This is a genomic window from Herbinix hemicellulosilytica, assembly GCF_002904165.1.
GTDB lineage: Bacteria > Bacillota > Clostridia > Lachnospirales > Lachnospiraceae > Mobilitalea > Mobilitalea hemicellulosilytica.
Genome location: NZ_CVTD020000009.1, coordinates 1 through 17,268, shown reverse-complemented (window position 1 = coordinate 17,268; position 17,268 = coordinate 1). Strand labels below are relative to the sequence as shown.

Sequence of the window (17,268 nt, the reverse complement as noted above, 5' to 3'; positions counted from 1 at the left end):
GGGAGGTTTTTTTATTATAAACTAAAATGCTGGGGTTGTGAACTAAATGATTCACTTACCCCAACATTTATTATAGAACCATAAAATAAAGGTACTTAAGCGTATATCATATGGTATAAAAAACTTTGAAAGATTTCGTACACGTATCTTACATTCTTGCAATTAAATAAAAATAAATATGACTGGCACGAGGTTTATTTGTCATGCCCAAAAACAGGTATTGGTGAGTCAATCATAAAAATAGGCTCTAAGCCTAGTGTTTTAGCATGATTCAAACATATCATACCCCAACACTTGACAAAGAGCCTAAAAATAAAGGTTTCCCAACATTGATATCTCCGGCAAAGTAGCCGAAAGGAAAACTCAATGTCTGGAAACCTACTATTTATCAATATTTCGATTAGTACCTATTTTCCCACCCTTGATAGAGTAGAACAGTGGGTTTACCACCGTCCCCTCATCAAACCGTACGTGCGATTTTCCCGCATACGGCTTTCCGATATTCTTCTTCCTTCAGCATTCAGCCGCACATATTTGCTAGTCCTGCCTGTTTAGTCAATTCTCTGACCTTTGCTGCATTTCCTAGCCTATAATTGCGTTGTTTCTTCCGATTGTACCACCGAGTAAACTTGAAATTTATATACTTATCTATCTTCCATAACCATGGTCTGCTAAATCGTCTGGTATAATAGTTCCTCATGCCAATGATTTTAGGATTGAGTAGCTTCACCATCTCTTCCATACTTAGCAGCAGCTTGCTAGGACTGTTAAATACCTCTTTTATGTTAGCTCTCATTTTCTTCATAGCCTTCTTAGACGGTATCTGTTGTAGTGTCCAATACCACTGCCAGTTTTTATTTCTAAAACGCTGAAATCTATTATTGAAGCCAAGAAAATCAAAACTACCTTTACCAAAATACATATCAACCAGTCTTGTTTTCTCACTGTGAAGCGTTAGTTCCAGTTTTTCCATAATCCACTTCACAGCGCGCAAGGCTTCTTCTGCATGAGATAACCTCTTACACAATATCACAAAATCATCTGCATAACGCACTAATTCACCCAGATGTCCAAAGGCTTTATTCCAATACACATCAAAATAATTCAGATATATGTTGGACAATAGTGGAGAAATAACTCCACCCTGCGGTGCTCCCAGTATACTTTCACTGTACCATCCGTTTTCCAGCACTCCTGCTTTTAACCAACTATTTATCAGCTTTAATACTCTACGGTCAGTTATTCTTTGTTTGAGCAACAAAATTAGCTTATCATGGTTGATGCTACCAAAATAATCTTTTATGTCAGCATCTATTACCCATAGTGCACCACCTTTGTCGGACACTTCAAATATCCTGTCCATTGCTTGTTTAGCACTTCGTTTCGGTCTAAATCCATACGAACAGGGTTGAAAATCTGCTTCAAACACCGGCTCTATCACTATCTTTGCCGCCATCTGTACTATTCTGTCCTTAATCGTAGGTATCCCCAATGCTCTTTTTCTACCATCTGGTTTTGGAATATAGCTTCGTCTGACAGGCTTACACCGGTACTTCCCAGTCCTCAATTCTTCCGCTATTTCGCCCAGTAGTTTTTCTTCACCGTACGTTTTCACATCATCAATGCTGACTTTGTCAATACCGCCTGTTCCACCATTCTGTTTTACCCGTTTCCATGCTTCTTCTAAGATATCATTACGGTATATCTTGTCATACAACGCATAGAACTTTCTCTTTCGGTCAGCTTTGGCTGTAAGGTATAGTCTGTTTTGGAAGTCTCGTACTTTTTCATGGGTGTTTATAGCTTTTTCGGCAATCACCGGCACCTACCTCCTTTACAGACTTGAATAAAGTTGTGCCCCTTCCCTATGCACAGTTTTGTTGTCTGTACAATCCTTGGTACTATGAGCACTTCTGACTGCCTCTTTGCAGAAAGCAACTTCGCTTTTGCTTATATGCTTCCTCTTTACAGTTTCCTGTGCAAAGTAGGCTCTCTCCAGTTCCGACAAATACTTTCCTGACGTGTCGTTACCTCTACACCGCAGGGTTCTTAGGTATTGCATTTAGGGTTCTTCATACCGTCTTCTGTCTTTGCTGTTGATGTCGCAGCTCGACTCCCTGTTGTTTCCTTTCGGAAATGTAAATAACGGTGCGGCAGTATTCACTTTATGTTACAACCCGCCAGTTTGCCTGCTCCTTACGGAACATTCCGTAACGCTTCAACGCATAGATTACACCATACGCTGGTTACTGACTAAGTGGCTGCCCTACCTTTACCACTGCAGGACTTTCACCTGCTAGCATTTGCCAGCTTAGCTGGACGCACACATCAATACTACGCACTCAACGTGCAACGAGCGGGGTGGATTGATGTCTTTTACATTGTCGGTAGGCGGAAACACGTCATCGCCACTTTTTGCACTATCGGTAGGCGGGAACATATCCACTAAATTTGCATAGTTAAACCGAATGTGCTTTTCAGCACAAATAGAATTTATCTTTGGGATGTTTACCCACAGGAATCCTCTACTTCTCTTCAGTGTATCTTTCTTGCAGCAAAAATCCCTTGGCCTCGCTAGGGCGTAAATCCCAATATTTTTGCAAAAGGTAAATGACTTTCTCATCTTCAACTTTAGCTTCCTTCAGAGCCGCAGCTGCCTTTTCAATCCCAATGACTCTTTCTTCAAAGGCAGCTTCATCTAGCCTTGCATTGCCATCTTCTCTTATTCGTTCCAACAGTTCACTTCCAAATCCCGAAAGGGAAGCTCTAATAGAACGTGCCATATCTATTCCTCCTCTAAATTCTAATTTATTGCACTATTGATAGACAAATTGGAATTTGTTGGTTACTTGTATTCACTCGGAATAGGAATATTAAATCTCTCACACAATAGTTTTACATCATGCACATCATTTTCATCATGCTCATAGCCTAGATGAAATAACACTTGATATTCAGCATCAATACATCTGACCATTTTATCGCCTATTTTCCCAATGCCGCTAAAGACTTCTGGAGGATATGCTTCTCCCTCAAAAACAATGTATCCTTGTTCGTTGAATTTAAATATATGAAGATCAATTATCCTACCTTTACTATCCTTATAAACCTTATGAGATGTGGTAGTATATGCTTCGATAACTTCAGCAAAGCCATTTTCTTTTAATATTTCAATAAACTTTTTACTATTACTTTCTTCCACAAATAAATCAATATCGTTGTGTACTCTTGTTTCTTCTTCTAATAGTGCATCTACTCCCCAACCGCCATCAATCCATATGTTAATTCCATTTTCTTCAGCGTACGTTATTATCTCAATAGCGTCAGTTTTACTTACCATGTAATCCCTCCGTTCAAATTCCTATCTAATTTCATAAAATCCCAAAAAGTAGCCATGCTAAATTCCTCCCAAGTAATACTGTTAATTCATATAATCTAACTTAATAGCGCCTTTTCATATCCTCTTCGTAGGCGGCTAGAATACGCTGATATTCTTTTGGGTCATCATTCTCACAGTCCAGTTTTATCACTCGATCCACAATAGAATCGACATGCTCACTTGAAAATGGTGTTCCTGTAAGAGCTGCTGATAGTCATTTGAAGCATATTGGCTCCCACGATCCGAGTGATGGAGGACTCTCCCTGTTGGTTTCTCGTTGTTTAACGCTCGTTGTAAGGCTTTAATGACTAACTCTTTCGTCATTTGGTTATCGATATACCATCCTACGATTTTACGGGTATATAAATCCATGATGCTCGCTAAATACAACCATCCTTCATCAGTAGGAATGTACGTGATATCGGCCATCCATACTTCATTTGGAGCCGTTGCTTGGAAGTTCTGTTCTAACAGATTCACATACACGTTGTAAGGATGATTACTATTCGTCGTTGCCTTGTATTTACGTACCGTAATGGATCTTAATCCTTCTTCACTCATGATGCGAGCGACTGTCTTTTGGGACACACCAATTCCTTGTTTGCGTAGTTCTTGCGTAATTTTCGGACTACCGTAAATCTTGCGTGACTTGAGATACTCATTTCGAATCTGTTGGATCAGTTGTTCTTTTTTCTCTTTTTGGTTGCTTTTTGGTCGTTTCAGCCATGCATAATACCCACTTTTAGAAACACCGAGAACTTGGCACATCTTCACCACGCGAAATTCATTTCGATGTTGAAAAATGAACGCGTAAATCACTTCTGGTTTCTGGTGAAGATGCCTAACGCCTTTTTTAGGATCGCTAATTCCTCCTCCAGCTCTTGATTGCGACGGCGCAATTCGATGATTTCTTGGTTTTGTGGCTTGATATTTCCTGAACCTACAAAGCTTGTACCATTGCTTTCTTTGTATTCTTTGACCCAACGGTGAAGAGTGTTGTATGCCAAACCTAACTCTTTTGCCACTTGGGCGATGGACTTATCCCCCTCCAAGCATAACTCAACGGCTTGAATCTTGTATTCTTGATCAAGAAATCGTACATCTTGATAAAATAAATCATTTTTTATTATGTAATTCGCACGGTATGTTTGTTCAACGTAATTCATTCCGCACTCTTTTTCATATAGCTGTGTTATATAGTCATTCTTTTCACTATCATTCATTCCTTCTATGGCAGATTCTACTTTTTCTATTTTAGATTTTAATTTTCGTTCTCCATTGTCGCATGCAAATACGATATCATGAGGTAAATCAAGCCTATCAAGTGCATGCTCAATAGCGCCTATACCGCTAAATACTGTTCCTAATCTTATCATGACTTATTTAACTCCTAACTGCAGTATTCTTTATTATCATTGTTGTCACATATTAGCTGTAGAAAAATTTTGCTGTATAAGGAGTTAACGTTCAATCTCTAAAACATCTCCTATATCGCATTCCAACACATTACATATCCTCTCAATTACTTCTAATGATACATACTCATTTTTGTTCATCTTTGAAAAAGTACTTGCTGCAATTCCTGCTTCCTTTCTCAGCTGAGATTTTGTTATATCCTTATCAATTATCAATTTCCACAACTTTTTATAACTTACAGACATTTATTACACCTCAAATTTAAATAACATCATTAGAATATACACAAATAATAATATACCAGAAATAACTCCATAACTCAATACTTTTTTCGGGAACTCATAATTTTTTTCATTATCTTACACTACAAGATAAAAGCCACATCTATCCTATCTCCTCGACCCTAGGAATTTATCTAATCTGTCAACTCAACCCTACACTCATTTTTTACAGTTGACCTATTTCCTCATAAACAAAAATAAGGATTTCCAAGGTTAAAAGGCACTGCCAGACATCAGGCAGAAAATCTTCTAACCTTGAAAATCCTTTATTTATCAGTGTTTTGAATAGTCCTATTTCTCCATCCTTGACATCAATACTACGCACTCAACGTGGCCCGAGCCGCTCGGATTGATGTCTTGGGCTGATTTTCTGCACCTTACGTTTACGGGAACATGTCAATGGGTTTTTCGGTCTTTTTTGAAAAATCGTCGTTCGCGGGAACATATCAACAAGCCTTTCTTTCTAATATACATGTTTAAATGGTTTACGTAAATACCTCATTGTGATACTATTATTAAAGTTACCTCTATACGCTGATATTTTAAATTCAAAATCATATTCATTATGAATACTTTAGAAAGGCGGATTGTATGATAGATAGATATTTAATAAAAAACCTATTTGGCATTAATGGCTTAAATATTGCATGGTATGGAGTTATTATTGCATTCGGGGTTTTACTTGGTGTTTTGATTGCCTGTCGTGAAGCTAAAAGACAGAACCTTAAAAGTGAAATAATCTTTGATTTTCTCTTTTTAGCGCTCCCCATCGCAATCATCTGCGCACGAATTTATTACGTTGTATTTGAATGGGAACAATATAACGGAAGCTTTACAAAGATGATTGCTATTTGGGAAGGTGGACTTGCTATATATGGAGGAGTTATCGGTGGAATCATTGCTGCGATTATTTTTTCAAAACGCAACCACTTCCCATTCTTCCGGCTTGTTGATATGGTTGTACCTAGCTTGATTCTAGGGCAGGCAATTGGTCGATGGGGTAATTTTGTGAACCAGGAGGCCTTCGGCAATCTCGTTACAAACCCGAATCTTCAATTCTTCCCCTATGCTGTATTCATAGAACAGTTGGAAGAATGGCATCAAGCTACATTTTTCTATGAAAGCATGTGGAATTTGTGCGTATTTGCCGTACTGGTTTATTTCCGCAAAAGGACAAAGTTTAGCGGTCAGCTTTTGGCAACTTACTTTATCGGATATGGATTAGGCCGTTTTTGGATTGAAGGATTGCGTGCGGATAGTCTTTATCTGGTCCCGGGACTTAGAATATCGCAAGCGCTGTCATTGGTTCTGATCATTATCGGAATTATCATATTCGTGTTTCACAAAAATCTCTTCAAAAAAACGCCTGATTATACGGGTAAATATATGATTAAATAAAAAGATACCGCTGTCAGTTTTTGTACTGAAGCGGTGTTTTTTTTATTTACACAGTGCAATAAAGTCTTTTGCACTCTCCGTTAAAAACTTATTTTGATGGTAAATGACAGAAAAACTTCTTTGAAAACGTATCCCATCTATATGAAACTGACTGATTTCTTTACGGTTAAGAGAGTCCTTTACCAATAAATAAGGCAACACAGAAATACCTAAATTTGCCTGCACTGCTCTTATTATTGCCTGAGTACTTGTACTCTCCCAAGCAGGTAGAATTTTTATTCCGAGCGAGGTCATAGTACTGTCAAAAATTTCACGTCCAGCGCTTCCTGATTCTCTTAAAATGAAACTTTCATTTTGAAGCTTTGAAATCTCAACATTTTTTTGATTAGCAAAGGGATGCGCGTTCCCGCAGACCATTACCAATTCATCATCCCGAAACTTATGCTCCGCAATATAAGGGCTATATACAATACCCTCTATCAGCCCAATATCAATCTGATTGGATAAAATATATTGTTGGATTTTTTCTGAGTTATCTATGATTACCTTAACATCCATTTGAGGATGAATTTTCTTAAACCGGGTTATGTAGCCTGGTAATAAATAGTTTCCGATGGTAATACTTGCTCCAATACGGATGATTCCCGTTGCATCAAAGTTTTTGATTTCCCTTTCCATCTCCTCAAAAAGTCCTACAATATGTGTTGCATATTGAAGAAACTTCTTTCCAGCTTCTGTGATATAGAGTCTCTTTGCAATGCGATCAAATAGTTTTATCCCATAATAATCTTCAAGCTCTGATATTGCAAGACTTATAGAAGGCTGCGCAATATGCAGCTTTTCTCCGGCTGCAGTTGTACTACCGGTTTCGCATACAGTAACAAATATTTTGAGATGCCTTAATGTCATTGACGCCTCCTAATTATAACAAAAACATTATGAACTTTATATAATAATACTATTTTATTTATAATCTATCAAGTTCTATAATAAACTAAAAGGAGGTCAATGACTTGAAAAACCAAAAACACGTTTACAGAAGATTGTTTGCGTCTACCTTCTACTTAAGCGCTTTTACCTTTGGTGGAGGATACGTCATTATACCATTAATGAAAAAGAAATTTGTAGATGATTTGCAATGGATTGAGGAGGAAGAAATGCTGAACTTAACAGCAATTGCACAATCCTCACCCGGAGCAGTTGCAGTCAATGCAGCGATACTGCTGGGGTATCGTGTTGCTGGAATATCAGGTGCCCTGGTAACGATTCTGGGTACAATATTACCACCTTTTATAACTCTTTCTATTATCTCTATTTTTTACACTGCATTTCGCGATAACACTGTAGTAAATGCGGTTCTAAAAGGAATGCAAGCCGGTGTTGCCGCTGTTATTGCAGATGTGGTTATGAGTCTCGGCAGTAATGTCTTTAAACAAAAGGACATAGTATCTGTGATTGTTATGGTTGGTGCGTTTATTTCCACATTTTTCTTTGGAATTAATGTTATGTATATTATTTTAGTGTGTGGGTGTATCGGAGCGGTAAAGATTCTGATTCAAATGAAAAAAGTACAAAAGGACGGTGATCCACAATGATACTATTAAAACTTTTTTGGAGTTTCTTTCAAATCGGCATGTTTAGCATTGGTGGTGGCATGGCTGCAATGCCGCTGATTCAAAATCAAGTAGTTAATTTGCACCATTGGTTGACATTAACGGAATTTACCGACCTCATTACTATTGCGGAAATGACACCCGGACCCATTGCCATCAATTCAGCCACATTTGTGGGAATTAGGATTGCCGGCATTCCAGGAGCGATTGTTGCGACTATTGGATGTATCTTCCCATCCTGTGTCATTGTTTCACTCCTGGCATGGATTTACTTTAAATTCAAAGAGTTGACCGTTGTACAAGGAATATTGTCTGGTCTAAGACCTACCATAGTAGCGCTGATTGCATCAGCAGGGTTGTCGATTTTTATACTGGCTGTATGGGGAGAAGATGGCTTTTCAACAAATCCTCTAACAATCAATTTGGTTTCTGTTTTATTATTTACTGTGGCTATTTTCATTTTACGGAAGTGGAAACCGAATCCTATTTATGTAATGCTCGGATCAGGCATTATCGGTGGAGCAATTTACTTGTTGATATAGGTAGAAAATGAAACTACGATTATATAAAGAATAGTTTATTGATGTTGGAAACTCTCCTAAAATGAATTGCTCCGACATAGGAATAATGCCGGAACAATTCAAGTATAGGAAATTATAATTCAAAGTCCTGTTTCATTCTCCACATTCATCGTGGTGCTCATGTTCATGGCAAACAGAACCAGTAGATTTAAGAGAACCCTGCAGGTATGCTTCTACTACTGCTTTGGCATCACCTCTTGCCCCAACAATAACCTCAATGTTTCTTTCATTAAAAATGTCAACTGCACCTCCTCCCATACCACCACTGATGATGACATTTACTCCACGATCGGCAAGAAAATTAGGCAAGAATCCAGGTTTATGCCCGGGGTTAGCGATGGTTTCACTTTTAACAATTTTGTTGTTTTCGGTGTAAAAAATTATAAACCCTTCGCAATGTCCAAAGTGCTCAGTCACCATTCCGTTTTCACTTGCTACAGCAATTTTAATCATAGCTGGTCTCCTCCATTCTTTATTTAGAATATATTCATCAAGTATCCTTGCAGCTTGCTCAACAAGTTCTGCGCAAGGCCGCTTTTTATAATAATTATCATTTCTGGTCTCGGGTATAGGTTTATCATGCTTAATTGAAATACCTAACAGTTCCCTGCATATGATTGATCCGTTTTCATTTTCAAATTGTTTTGCCAAATCTTGAACTAGCTCATAATGTTCTGCTTTCGCATTTTTGCTGGATGGATCTGTGTAACCATATTTCATGCCGACCACCATAAACATTCCTGTCACAGCACCACATACTTCCCGCAACCTACCCATACCTCCTCCGAAAGAAGATGCAATTTTTAATGCTGTTTCCATGTCCAGCCCCGTTTCATCACAAAAAGCAGCAAAAACAGATTGAGAGCAATTGTAGCCTTTTCTAAACAATTCTCTTGCCAAATCTGAATGTGCACTCATTTATTATCTTCCTCAATGTTTTTCTCCAATACTTTTGCTACAGGTTCAAGCCAATCGCCATCAAAAAGTTCTATCATACCCTTATCACAGGCGGCAGAAATTTTGGGGTTGACCGGAAGCTTAGCAAGCACTTTTAAATTATGCTTTTCGGCAATTTCGTCAATATGGCTGTCGCCGAAAATTTTGTGTTCCTTACCGCAATCCGGACATTTAAAATAGGACATATTTTCTACTAAACCAACGATAGGAATATTCATCATTTCAGCCATCCTGACTGCTTTTGATACAATCATGGATACAAGCTCCTGAGGCGAAGTTACAACAATGATCCCATCAACAGCAATGGATTGAAATACAGTAAGGGGAACATCGCCGGTGCCCGGTGGCATATCGATGAACATAAAATCCACATCGCTCCAGATAACATCTGACCAGAACTGCTTTACCATATTTCCGATCAGGGGTCCTCTCCACACAACTGGATCGGTATCATTCTCTAAAAGCAAATTAACAGACATGATATCAATACCTGTCTTACTTTTAACTGGGAATAAGCCAAATTCACTTCCTGTGGCTTTTTCCTTGATACCAAATGCCTTAGGAATAGAAGGCCCGGTTACATCAGCGTCCAGAACAGCGGTATGATAACCCATTCTATTCATGGTAACAGCTAGCATGGAAGTTACCAGTGACTTTCCAACCCCTCCTTTACCACTGACAACACCAATAACCTTTTTAATGCTGCTCATTTCATGTGGTTTCACGGAGAAATCATTTTTCTTCTCTTTTCTTTCTGCGCAGTCCTCCGAGCAACTGCTGCAGCTTTGGTTGCAATTTTCGCTCATAATATTAGCTCCTTCCTGTATATTTTTCATGCATGGTTGTTATGCTGTAATAACTTTAGTGTTCGGTAAACATAATAAGCAGTGCGAAAACAATTCCCAATATAAATGCTAGGGTAGAGTGCTTTTTCTCATAATCCCTTGCTTCAGGCAATAAATGCGATGCCGAAACGTATATTAAAACACCAGCAACAAATCCAAGCATATGTCCTAAAACATTGTTACTAAGATGTTGAACAATTGGATATGCTATAAAGGCACCGATAGGAGTTGTTAATGCTGCTGCAAGAAAAGCATAAATCCCAGCTTTCCTTGTGCTATATCCACCTTTAAGTAACATTGAAAAAGTTATAACGCCTTCGGCGAACTCATGAACAACCAACCCAACTCCAGTAAGAATTCCAACTACTGTGCTGATACTAAAAGTAACTGTGTATACAACGCCATCTATAAGTGAATGAATTAAGATACCTTCAATTGCAGTTATGCCAAAGGCCAGTTCTTTTTGCTTTGTTTTGTATTTGATGATCTCATTGCTGAAATACATAAATAAAAATCCTGCGAGCGCAGTAAATCCTGCGTAGGAGGTTTTTTGTATAGCTTGAGGTAAAGTCATTATCAGCGGGGAAGAGATAAGTATTCCCGCAGCAAAACACATACAATAGTCTTTAATTTTTTCTGCCCATTCGCGATTTTTATAAAGAGTCCAGATTCCCAAACTGTTTACTATCATTGCTCCCATTGCAAAAGCAGAAATAAAAATAAATGTATTAATATCTTTCACAGGCATTCATCTCCCTTGATTTGCACTATCAAATAATTCATATGTGTATTTCACTGCCTGCTGACAGATAATCGATGCTATCACCCATAATAGTTTTCAGCCTTTTATAAGGCTCCAGACCAGTGCAATGACATGTGTAAAACTTTGCTTTTGTATCCACCAGGTATTTACCAATTCTATCTATCATTTCATGGGCCTCGTTTCCGCCAGAACGGCTGGAAAGATGAAATCCACCTATCACATAGTTAGGCATACGTCTTTTTAAGTCATGGAAGTATTCAAGAATATTTACAATACCATTATGGGCGCAGCCTGTTACCAAAAGCGTCTTTCCTGCCTCCTCTATAATGAGGTTTTGTTCATGCGCAAAAGTATCCTGTACTATTTTGCCGTCTTGTTTCATAAGCAAACTGTCATTTGACTTTGGTAGAGGTTCCTTCCTGGTAATATTTGAGAACACTTGAACCCCCTTGCTGACAAAGAAACGGTCTGATGTAAATACAATTCGCCTGTTTTGCTTCAATTCTTCATCCAAACCAATATACTCCGGTTCATCATTCGAACGCAAAGCATAGTATTTTTCAAATGCCAGTCGGTGTAGGAATATCTCGGCTTTTGTGTTTTCACGCAAAAAAGCTCTTAGCCCGCCACCATGATCATAATGTCCATGCGAAATAATCAGATAATCAACCTCACAGATATCTACATTCAGTTTCTTTGCATTTTCAAGAAATAATTCACTAGCACCAACATCAAAAAGAATTTTGCGACTATTTGCTTCTATATAAAGGCTAAGTCCGTGTTCGCTGCCGAAGTTTTTGGATAGCGCTGTATTCTCAACTAATGTTTTGATAATCATGACCTCAGCCCACCACCTTCTTCAAACAGCAGCTCCATTGTCTTGCTAAAAACTACTTTCACTGCTGCACCTGAGGCACAGACTATATCAACAATTGTCTGCCCATTATTAATTGCTTTTACCGCGTCCGAATCAAAGGGTATTCTACCCATAAGGCTAATTCCCTGACCTTTACAGAAGTTTTCTATCTTTTCTGTGTTTTGCATATTTGTGTCAAACTTATTGATACATACCGCCGTCTTTACGCCAAATTTCGTCGCTGTATTTATAATCCGCTCCATGTCACTAATTCCGGATATGGATGGCTCGGCCACAATTAACACCATATCAACACCGCTCAAAGACGCTATAACCGGGCAGCCTATACCGGGAGATCCGTCAATAATGGCAAACTCCACATCAGCGGCTGCTGACTTCATTTGCTTCTTTACCTCGGTAACCAACATTCCGGAGGTTCCGCTGCCCATTTTTAGCTGCGCTGTAGAAAATACTTTTTCTCCTTCTGTATATAACAGCAGTTCACCAGCTACAGCAGGTTTTAAAGTCACAGCTTCAACAGGGCAAACAAGCTCGCAAACCCCGCAGCCTTCACAGGCAAAAGGATCTACCTTGTATTTTCCATCTGCTGAAATAGCGTCAAAACGGCAGTTTTGCCTGCATTGTCCGCACTCTATGCACAACTCTGTATCTATCTCGGCTTTCGGCAAGCCATAATAGTCTCTTTTCTTTGGCAAGGAGTTTTGCTTTGTTATAAGATGCAGGTTAGGTGCATCAACATCACAATCAGCATAAGCGCGAGCCTTAGATAGCTTGATAAACGCGCTTGCTATGGTTGTCTTTCCGGTACCACCCTTACCACTAAGAATCAGAAGTTGTTTCATGATGCACCTCCTTTTTCACGTCCTCCAGCAAAGAAGAAAAGATTGTACGATATTTTTCACTTTTCCTTACAGCAATTTCTGCATTTGAATTCAATGATCCAAGCTCATTATCAAAAGGTATTCGGCCTAAAATCCGAATGTCTTTTTCTATGCAAAATTTTTCCGACGGATTTTCACCGTCAAGACACTTGTTTAAAACCACTCCGAACGGCTTATTAAATAACTTGACCAGTTCATATACCATGTTAAGGTTATGAACTCCGAACAATGTAGGCTCAGCTACTAATATACAGTAGTCTGCATCCTTAATGCTTTCCATGACTATACAGGCACTTCCAGGAGGGCAGTCGATAAATATCGTCTTGCTTCTTTCATGTTCATTCTCATCAAGCAGCTTTTTTATTATGGGTATCCCTGAAGGTTCACCAGGATTCAATATCCCGGTATATACTGTCACCTGCTCTGAAGTACCTTTTTGCACTCTGCCGATAACCTTTTCTTTCTCTGTCAATGCCTTTTCAGGGCAAAGCAAGATACATCCACCGCAAGAGTGGCAAATATCTTCAAATACTATCAGTTTTTCTTTTATATAGGCAAGAGCATTAAACTTGCAAAATTCAACACACCTTCGGCATCCGCTGCATAGATTTCCATCCACCTTTGGAATTTTAACTGAAATTTCTTCTTCAATGATATCCTTGGGCTTAAAGAATAGATGTCCATTTGGTTCCTCAACATCACAGTCTATATAGGTTGATGTTTTGGCTACCGCAGCTAAATTAACCGACACTAGCGTTTTCCCCGTTCCCCCCTTGCCGCTTAGCACAGCTATTTTCATATTATTTGCCTCCATGTCCATGAAAACCAGCATGTATTTCATTCAGCAAAGGAAGCTTTCCAGCAATGAAGACATCGATATTATCCTTAGCTGAAGCAGTTGTCGTTTTATATATTTCGATTTCCGCAGATTTAAGTACGTCAGCAGCATTTTCACCTAATCGGGGAGTAAGCAAAATATTCACTTTATTATCTGCTATCATTTGTGCTGCCTTAATTCCTGCTCCGCCTGTACTTGCTGCGGCACTATTGTCAAGGAACACACTTTTCTGGGTATCGGTATCATAAATCAGAAAGTAAGGAGTGCGTCCAAAGGATACACATACATTCGACTCCAAACTTTTTTCATTTACCGGAATTGCTATTTTCATAAGAATCCTCCGTTCTATTAATATAATTATTGATCGCATTTCGTAATGCGCTAACGCCTAAATTAGAGCAATGAACCTTGTTCTCAGGAAGTCCATCTAAGGCATGTATGACATCTTCTTCTGAAATTTCCAATGCTTCATCCAGGGTTTTACCCTTAGCTAATACCGTCGTCATACTGGATGTTGCAATTGCCGCAGCACAACCAAACACAAGAAAGCTTATTTCACTTATACGATTGTCTTTTACTTTAATATAAATCGTAAGATAATCTCCGCATGTAGGATCACCGAAACTCCCCTCTGCATCGGCATCCGGCATACTATAAGCATTTTGAGGACACATAAAATGTTCTATCACTTTGTCAGAATACATTATCAGTCACCTCTATCACTACCTGCAAAGCGCCAACCATGCCGGTGCCTGCGACAACCTCGTCCGCACCCATTTCCGAATCCTTCACATAGCCTGTATTCGCCACCTTCTATCAATAGTACCTTACCATTAACCAGAGACTCGGCAATCTTTTTTCTGGCTTCAGCGTAAATGCCTTGAACAGTAGTGCGTGCAACATCCATCTGCTTGGCGCATTCCTCTTGCGTAAAGCCTTCCAAATCAATAAGCCTTATGGCTTCATACTCATCAACTGTCATTCTGACAATATTCTCATCATCCACCTTTAAGTCAAGGGGACCAAACTTACTGTTTTCAGGCAAACAGCATACTTTTCTCCATTTCATTGGTCTCGGCATATTTTTAGTCACCTCGATTCTGATAGAAACAATCATTTTTATATTCCATTATATTTATAGTCATGCACCCCATCCCTTTAGATAAAACGCGAACAAGGCAGGCTATCGCCTGCCTTTCGCATTACGACAGGACTAATCTTCTAACTCATCGAGACGCTTTTTTACATCATCAAGCTGATTTTCAAGAAATTTAGCCTGCCTTTTCAAAAATTCTTTTTCATCAGCATCCGATGCAAAGTACGCCCCATTTGCATTTTGAGTACCAAAGCGTGCCCACCTTGGCAGACCGGTCGCATAAAACATTCGCCTAAAGCCTCGTCCCCGTCCGAATCCAAATCCGTAACCGATTGGATTTGCATAACCCGGAACGGCAAAACCTGCGCAAAATCCTGCACCTCGCCCTGTCATAGGACCCATTCCCATAGGCCCGGTTCCGTCTCCTCTTGGCATAATGTCACCCCCTTTCCTTATAATCTCTTACTTTTAATTTTGCTACGATTAGATAAGTGATAAGCTAGATAAAAACACCAGGGGATCATTCCAGCAAGCCAGAATGCACGCCTGTAACCTCGTCGTCCAAACCAAAATTCTCGTCTGTAACTTGCGTTCAAATAACCGGGCACTTTGGAACCTGCACAAAAACCTAACCTCCGTCCAGTTAATGGTCCCATTCCCAAAGGACCAGTTCTGTCACCTCTGGGCATAATAGTCCTCCTCATTTTTACAATCCATTAAATGAATTGATTATCCTTTCAACTGTTACTCAGCGTAAATGACATATGTCATTTACATCTTATATTATACCCCTATTCTGACATATGTCAATAACTATTTTAAAAAAATACGCCAATCAAGAATTTTTCTCGATTGGCGGCAATCATATTGAAATCCTATAGTTTCACTTCTATTTCCAGACCCGACTTAAACTCTACCATTAACCTGTCATCATATACAATTGCTTTTTCAACTAGTTTTCTAACCAGTTTATCATCAAACTCCGTAATATCACCCGTTTGCGTTTTAAGGAAGTCCGTCATTTCAGCAATCCGATCCCTCTTATCTTGGCGAAGAGCGTTTCTTGAAAGTGTTTCTTGCCTTAAGTCCCGTAAGCGGTAAATCTCGTTGACAATATTATCGTATGCTTCCTTTGAATTTGCCTTTTGGATCAACTCGGTTTGGAGTTCTTCCAGCCTTTTATCAATGTCTGCTGTACTTTCATCCAAATCCGCGCTTAATACGGTTTCAATATTCTTTTTCAGTATAGCCAGAAAAGAGTTTTTTCCGCTGACCGCTACATTGATTGCTTCTACAATTTTCTCTTTAAGCGTATCTTCAAGTATAGTGGAAGCGGTACAAAATAAACCGGTGTTTTCCAATCTGCTGACGCATCTCCATACGATTGATTTCTTTCCTCGGTTATTCCAATGAACCCTTCGAAATATTTCATGACAGTTTGAAACCGCGAATTTTCACGCGTTACCCCACGCCCGTTTCCGGGGTAAAAAGCGGTAGAGATTTAGACCCCCCTACCCTATAAACTGCAGAAAATCTCAAAAGTTAAGCAGTTCTTTGAATTTTATGAGATTTTTTGCATCTATTTTAAGCCGTTTTTCGGCATTGTTTTCAAACGAGGTATTTGCCCCTATTAAAAAAGAAGTGAGTGTTTTTATTTACTTGTCAGTCAAGCGAACAATCTGACAATTGACCGTTATCCTGTCCAATAAAGTCTGGCAAAGGTGCTTGTCTTCGGCTGCATCTATCCATGCTGACAGTTCACGATTGGTTATAAAAATAATGCTTCTGGTTTCATTAAGAAAGGTAACTGCCCGGTAGAAAACCTGCAGTTCTGCCCTGGTTGGTTCCACATAAAAGACATCATCAATAATAATTAAGTCACATTCCTGCATATAAGAAAAGATCGCTTCTGCTTTTGGATTTGTGGCTTTCTTTTCTGCCACTGCGATAAAATTATCAAAAGGCGCATAATAGGTTTTATGTCCATTGCTGATTGCAGTTTCTCCAAGCTGCGCTGCAAGACCGGTCTTACCCGTCCCGCATTTTCCCAGCAGGATTAAGTTTTGCTCTTCCTTAAGCCATGTCAGGTTGGATAACTGTTTAATCTGACATTTTAAGCCCTTGTTTGAGTTCGATGTGTCAAATGCTTTGTTTGTAAGCTTACTTGCCTTCCTCAGCTTGGTGTGTTTTTGTCTGGCCCTAATCTCCAATTCTTTTTCTAACACCATCTTAAGATATTCAAGGTTTGATAGTTTCTCATCGTTCAAATCAATGTATCCCCTTGCGATATTCCAAAGGTTGAGCTTTTGGGCCAATTCACGGATTTCTGTTATATCAGCCATT

The 17,268-nt window shown here is 39.1% G+C and carries 24 protein-coding genes and 1 pseudogene; 4 read left to right on the top strand and 21 right to left on the bottom strand.

The annotated features are described in order from the left end of the window. Positions 1-76: 76 nt before the first annotated feature. Positions 77-166 (top strand): annotated as a pseudogene (locus HHT355_RS13925) (transposase); the annotation flags it as partial. 354 nt (positions 167-520) lie between these two features. Here HHT355_RS13925 and ltrA read toward each other — a convergent pair. The 7 genes from ltrA to HHT355_RS03385 form a co-directional block, all read right to left on the bottom strand. Continuing rightward, complete coding sequence (gene ltrA, locus HHT355_RS03410; protein WP_103089392.1) at positions 521-1,819, bottom strand: group II intron reverse transcriptase/maturase; 1,299 nt, start codon at positions 1,817-1,819, stop codon at positions 521-523. 15 nt (positions 1,820-1,834) lie between these two features. Then, positions 1,835-2,062: a hypothetical protein gene (locus tag HHT355_RS13505; RefSeq protein ID WP_146039164.1), complete on the bottom strand. Its 228-nt coding sequence runs from the start codon at positions 2,060-2,062 to the stop codon at positions 1,835-1,837. Between the two features lie 463 nt (positions 2,063-2,525). After that, entirely contained in the window at positions 2,526-2,783 is a 258-nt protein-coding gene (locus HHT355_RS03405; RefSeq protein WP_074365811.1) for a hypothetical protein, read from the bottom strand. A gap of 62 nt (positions 2,784-2,845) precedes the next feature. After that, a complete protein-coding gene (locus HHT355_RS03400; RefSeq protein WP_103202040.1) occupies positions 2,846-3,340 on the bottom strand; it encodes a nucleotidyltransferase domain-containing protein in 495 nt (164 codons plus the stop codon). Between the two features lie 186 nt (positions 3,341-3,526). Continuing rightward, on the bottom strand, positions 3,527-4,198 hold the full coding sequence (locus HHT355_RS03395; RefSeq protein ID WP_103202039.1) for an IS3 family transposase: 672 nt from the start codon (positions 4,196-4,198) through the stop codon (positions 3,527-3,529). Then, positions 4,195-4,755 (bottom strand): transposase, encoded by a 561-nt coding sequence (locus HHT355_RS03390; protein WP_103202038.1) that lies wholly within the window; start codon positions 4,753-4,755, stop codon positions 4,195-4,197. The genes HHT355_RS03395 and HHT355_RS03390 overlap by 4 nt, the downstream gene beginning before the upstream one ends. Positions 4,756-4,839: 84 nt before the next feature. After that, positions 4,840-5,040 (bottom strand): helix-turn-helix domain-containing protein, encoded by a 201-nt coding sequence (locus tag HHT355_RS03385; RefSeq protein WP_103202037.1) that lies wholly within the window; start codon positions 5,038-5,040, stop codon positions 4,840-4,842. Between the two features lie 627 nt (positions 5,041-5,667). Between HHT355_RS03385 and lgt the strand changes: the two genes are divergently transcribed. Then, entirely contained in the window at positions 5,668-6,474 is an 807-nt protein-coding gene (gene lgt, locus HHT355_RS03380; RefSeq protein WP_074365490.1) for a prolipoprotein diacylglyceryl transferase, read from the top strand. 42 nt (positions 6,475-6,516) lie between these two features. On the opposite strand, the gene HHT355_RS03375 is transcribed toward lgt, so the two are convergent. Next, positions 6,517-7,383, bottom strand: a complete 867-nt coding sequence (locus tag HHT355_RS03375) for a LysR family transcriptional regulator (RefSeq protein WP_065820947.1) — start codon at positions 7,381-7,383, stop codon at positions 6,517-6,519. 104 nt (positions 7,384-7,487) lie between these two features. On the opposite strand from HHT355_RS03375, the gene HHT355_RS03370 reads away from it, so the two are divergent. Continuing rightward, positions 7,488-8,069, top strand: a complete 582-nt coding sequence (locus HHT355_RS03370) for a chromate transporter (RefSeq protein ID WP_065820948.1) — start codon at positions 7,488-7,490, stop codon at positions 8,067-8,069. Next, positions 8,066-8,629, top strand: a complete 564-nt coding sequence (locus HHT355_RS03365) for a chromate transporter (protein WP_065820949.1) — start codon at positions 8,066-8,068, stop codon at positions 8,627-8,629. Before HHT355_RS03370 ends, HHT355_RS03365 begins: the two co-directional genes overlap by 4 nt. A 132-nt stretch (positions 8,630-8,761) precedes the next feature. Here HHT355_RS03365 and HHT355_RS13900 read toward each other — a convergent pair whose 3' ends face one another. The 13 genes from HHT355_RS13900 to HHT355_RS03295 form a co-directional block, all read right to left on the bottom strand. Continuing rightward, positions 8,762-9,586 (bottom strand): C-GCAxxG-C-C family (seleno)protein, encoded by an 825-nt coding sequence (locus tag HHT355_RS13900; RefSeq protein ID WP_234949829.1) that lies wholly within the window; start codon positions 9,584-9,586, stop codon positions 8,762-8,764. After that, entirely contained in the window at positions 9,583-10,431 is an 849-nt protein-coding gene (locus HHT355_RS03350; RefSeq protein ID WP_065820950.1) for an Mrp/NBP35 family ATP-binding protein, read from the bottom strand. The genes HHT355_RS13900 and HHT355_RS03350 overlap by 4 nt, the downstream gene beginning before the upstream one ends. A 55-nt stretch (positions 10,432-10,486) precedes the next feature. Next, positions 10,487-11,212 carry a ZIP family metal transporter gene (locus HHT355_RS03345; RefSeq protein WP_199179145.1) on the bottom strand — a complete coding sequence of 242 codons (726 nt, stop codon included), beginning with the start codon at positions 11,210-11,212 and terminating at the stop codon, positions 10,487-10,489. Positions 11,213-11,249: 37 nt separating this feature from the next. Then, a complete protein-coding gene (locus HHT355_RS03340; RefSeq protein ID WP_074365487.1) occupies positions 11,250-12,071 on the bottom strand; it encodes an MBL fold metallo-hydrolase in 822 nt (273 codons plus the stop codon). Next, positions 12,068-12,952, bottom strand: a complete 885-nt coding sequence (locus tag HHT355_RS03335; RefSeq protein ID WP_065820953.1) for an ATP-binding protein — start codon at positions 12,950-12,952, stop codon at positions 12,068-12,070. Before HHT355_RS03335 ends, HHT355_RS03340 begins: the two co-directional genes overlap by 4 nt. After that, positions 12,930-13,790, bottom strand: a complete 861-nt coding sequence (locus HHT355_RS03330; RefSeq protein WP_103202036.1) for a nucleotide-binding protein — start codon at positions 13,788-13,790, stop codon at positions 12,930-12,932. Before HHT355_RS03330 ends, HHT355_RS03335 begins: the two co-directional genes overlap by 23 nt. Before the next feature lies 1 nt (position 13,791). After that, positions 13,792-14,160, bottom strand: coding sequence for a NifB/NifX family molybdenum-iron cluster-binding protein (locus tag HHT355_RS03325; RefSeq protein WP_065820955.1), 369 nt, complete (start codon positions 14,158-14,160; stop codon positions 13,792-13,794). Beyond that, positions 14,135-14,533 carry an iron-sulfur cluster assembly scaffold protein gene (locus HHT355_RS03320; protein WP_065820956.1) on the bottom strand — a complete coding sequence of 133 codons (399 nt, stop codon included), beginning with the start codon at positions 14,531-14,533 and terminating at the stop codon, positions 14,135-14,137. Before HHT355_RS03320 ends, HHT355_RS03325 begins: the two co-directional genes overlap by 26 nt. 2 nt (positions 14,534-14,535) lie before the next feature. Beyond that, positions 14,536-14,910 carry a DUF134 domain-containing protein gene (locus tag HHT355_RS03315; protein ID WP_065820957.1) on the bottom strand — a complete coding sequence of 125 codons (375 nt, stop codon included), beginning with the start codon at positions 14,908-14,910 and terminating at the stop codon, positions 14,536-14,538. A gap of 132 nt (positions 14,911-15,042) precedes the next feature. After that, positions 15,043-15,360 (bottom strand): DUF5320 domain-containing protein, encoded by a 318-nt coding sequence (locus tag HHT355_RS03310; RefSeq protein ID WP_093751229.1) that lies wholly within the window; start codon positions 15,358-15,360, stop codon positions 15,043-15,045. A 17-nt stretch (positions 15,361-15,377) separates the two neighbouring features. Continuing rightward, positions 15,378-15,614: a DUF5320 domain-containing protein gene (locus HHT355_RS13945; RefSeq protein WP_065820959.1), complete on the bottom strand. Its 237-nt coding sequence runs from the start codon at positions 15,612-15,614 to the stop codon at positions 15,378-15,380. 186 nt (positions 15,615-15,800) lie between these two features. After that, complete coding sequence (locus HHT355_RS03300; RefSeq protein WP_330403359.1) at positions 15,801-16,352, bottom strand: DNA recombinase; 552 nt, start codon at positions 16,350-16,352, stop codon at positions 15,801-15,803. 228 nt (positions 16,353-16,580) lie between these two features. Further along, positions 16,581-17,268, bottom strand: a 688-nt coding sequence (locus tag HHT355_RS03295) for an ATP-binding protein (RefSeq protein WP_103202034.1), incomplete at its 5' end; no start/stop codon positions are given.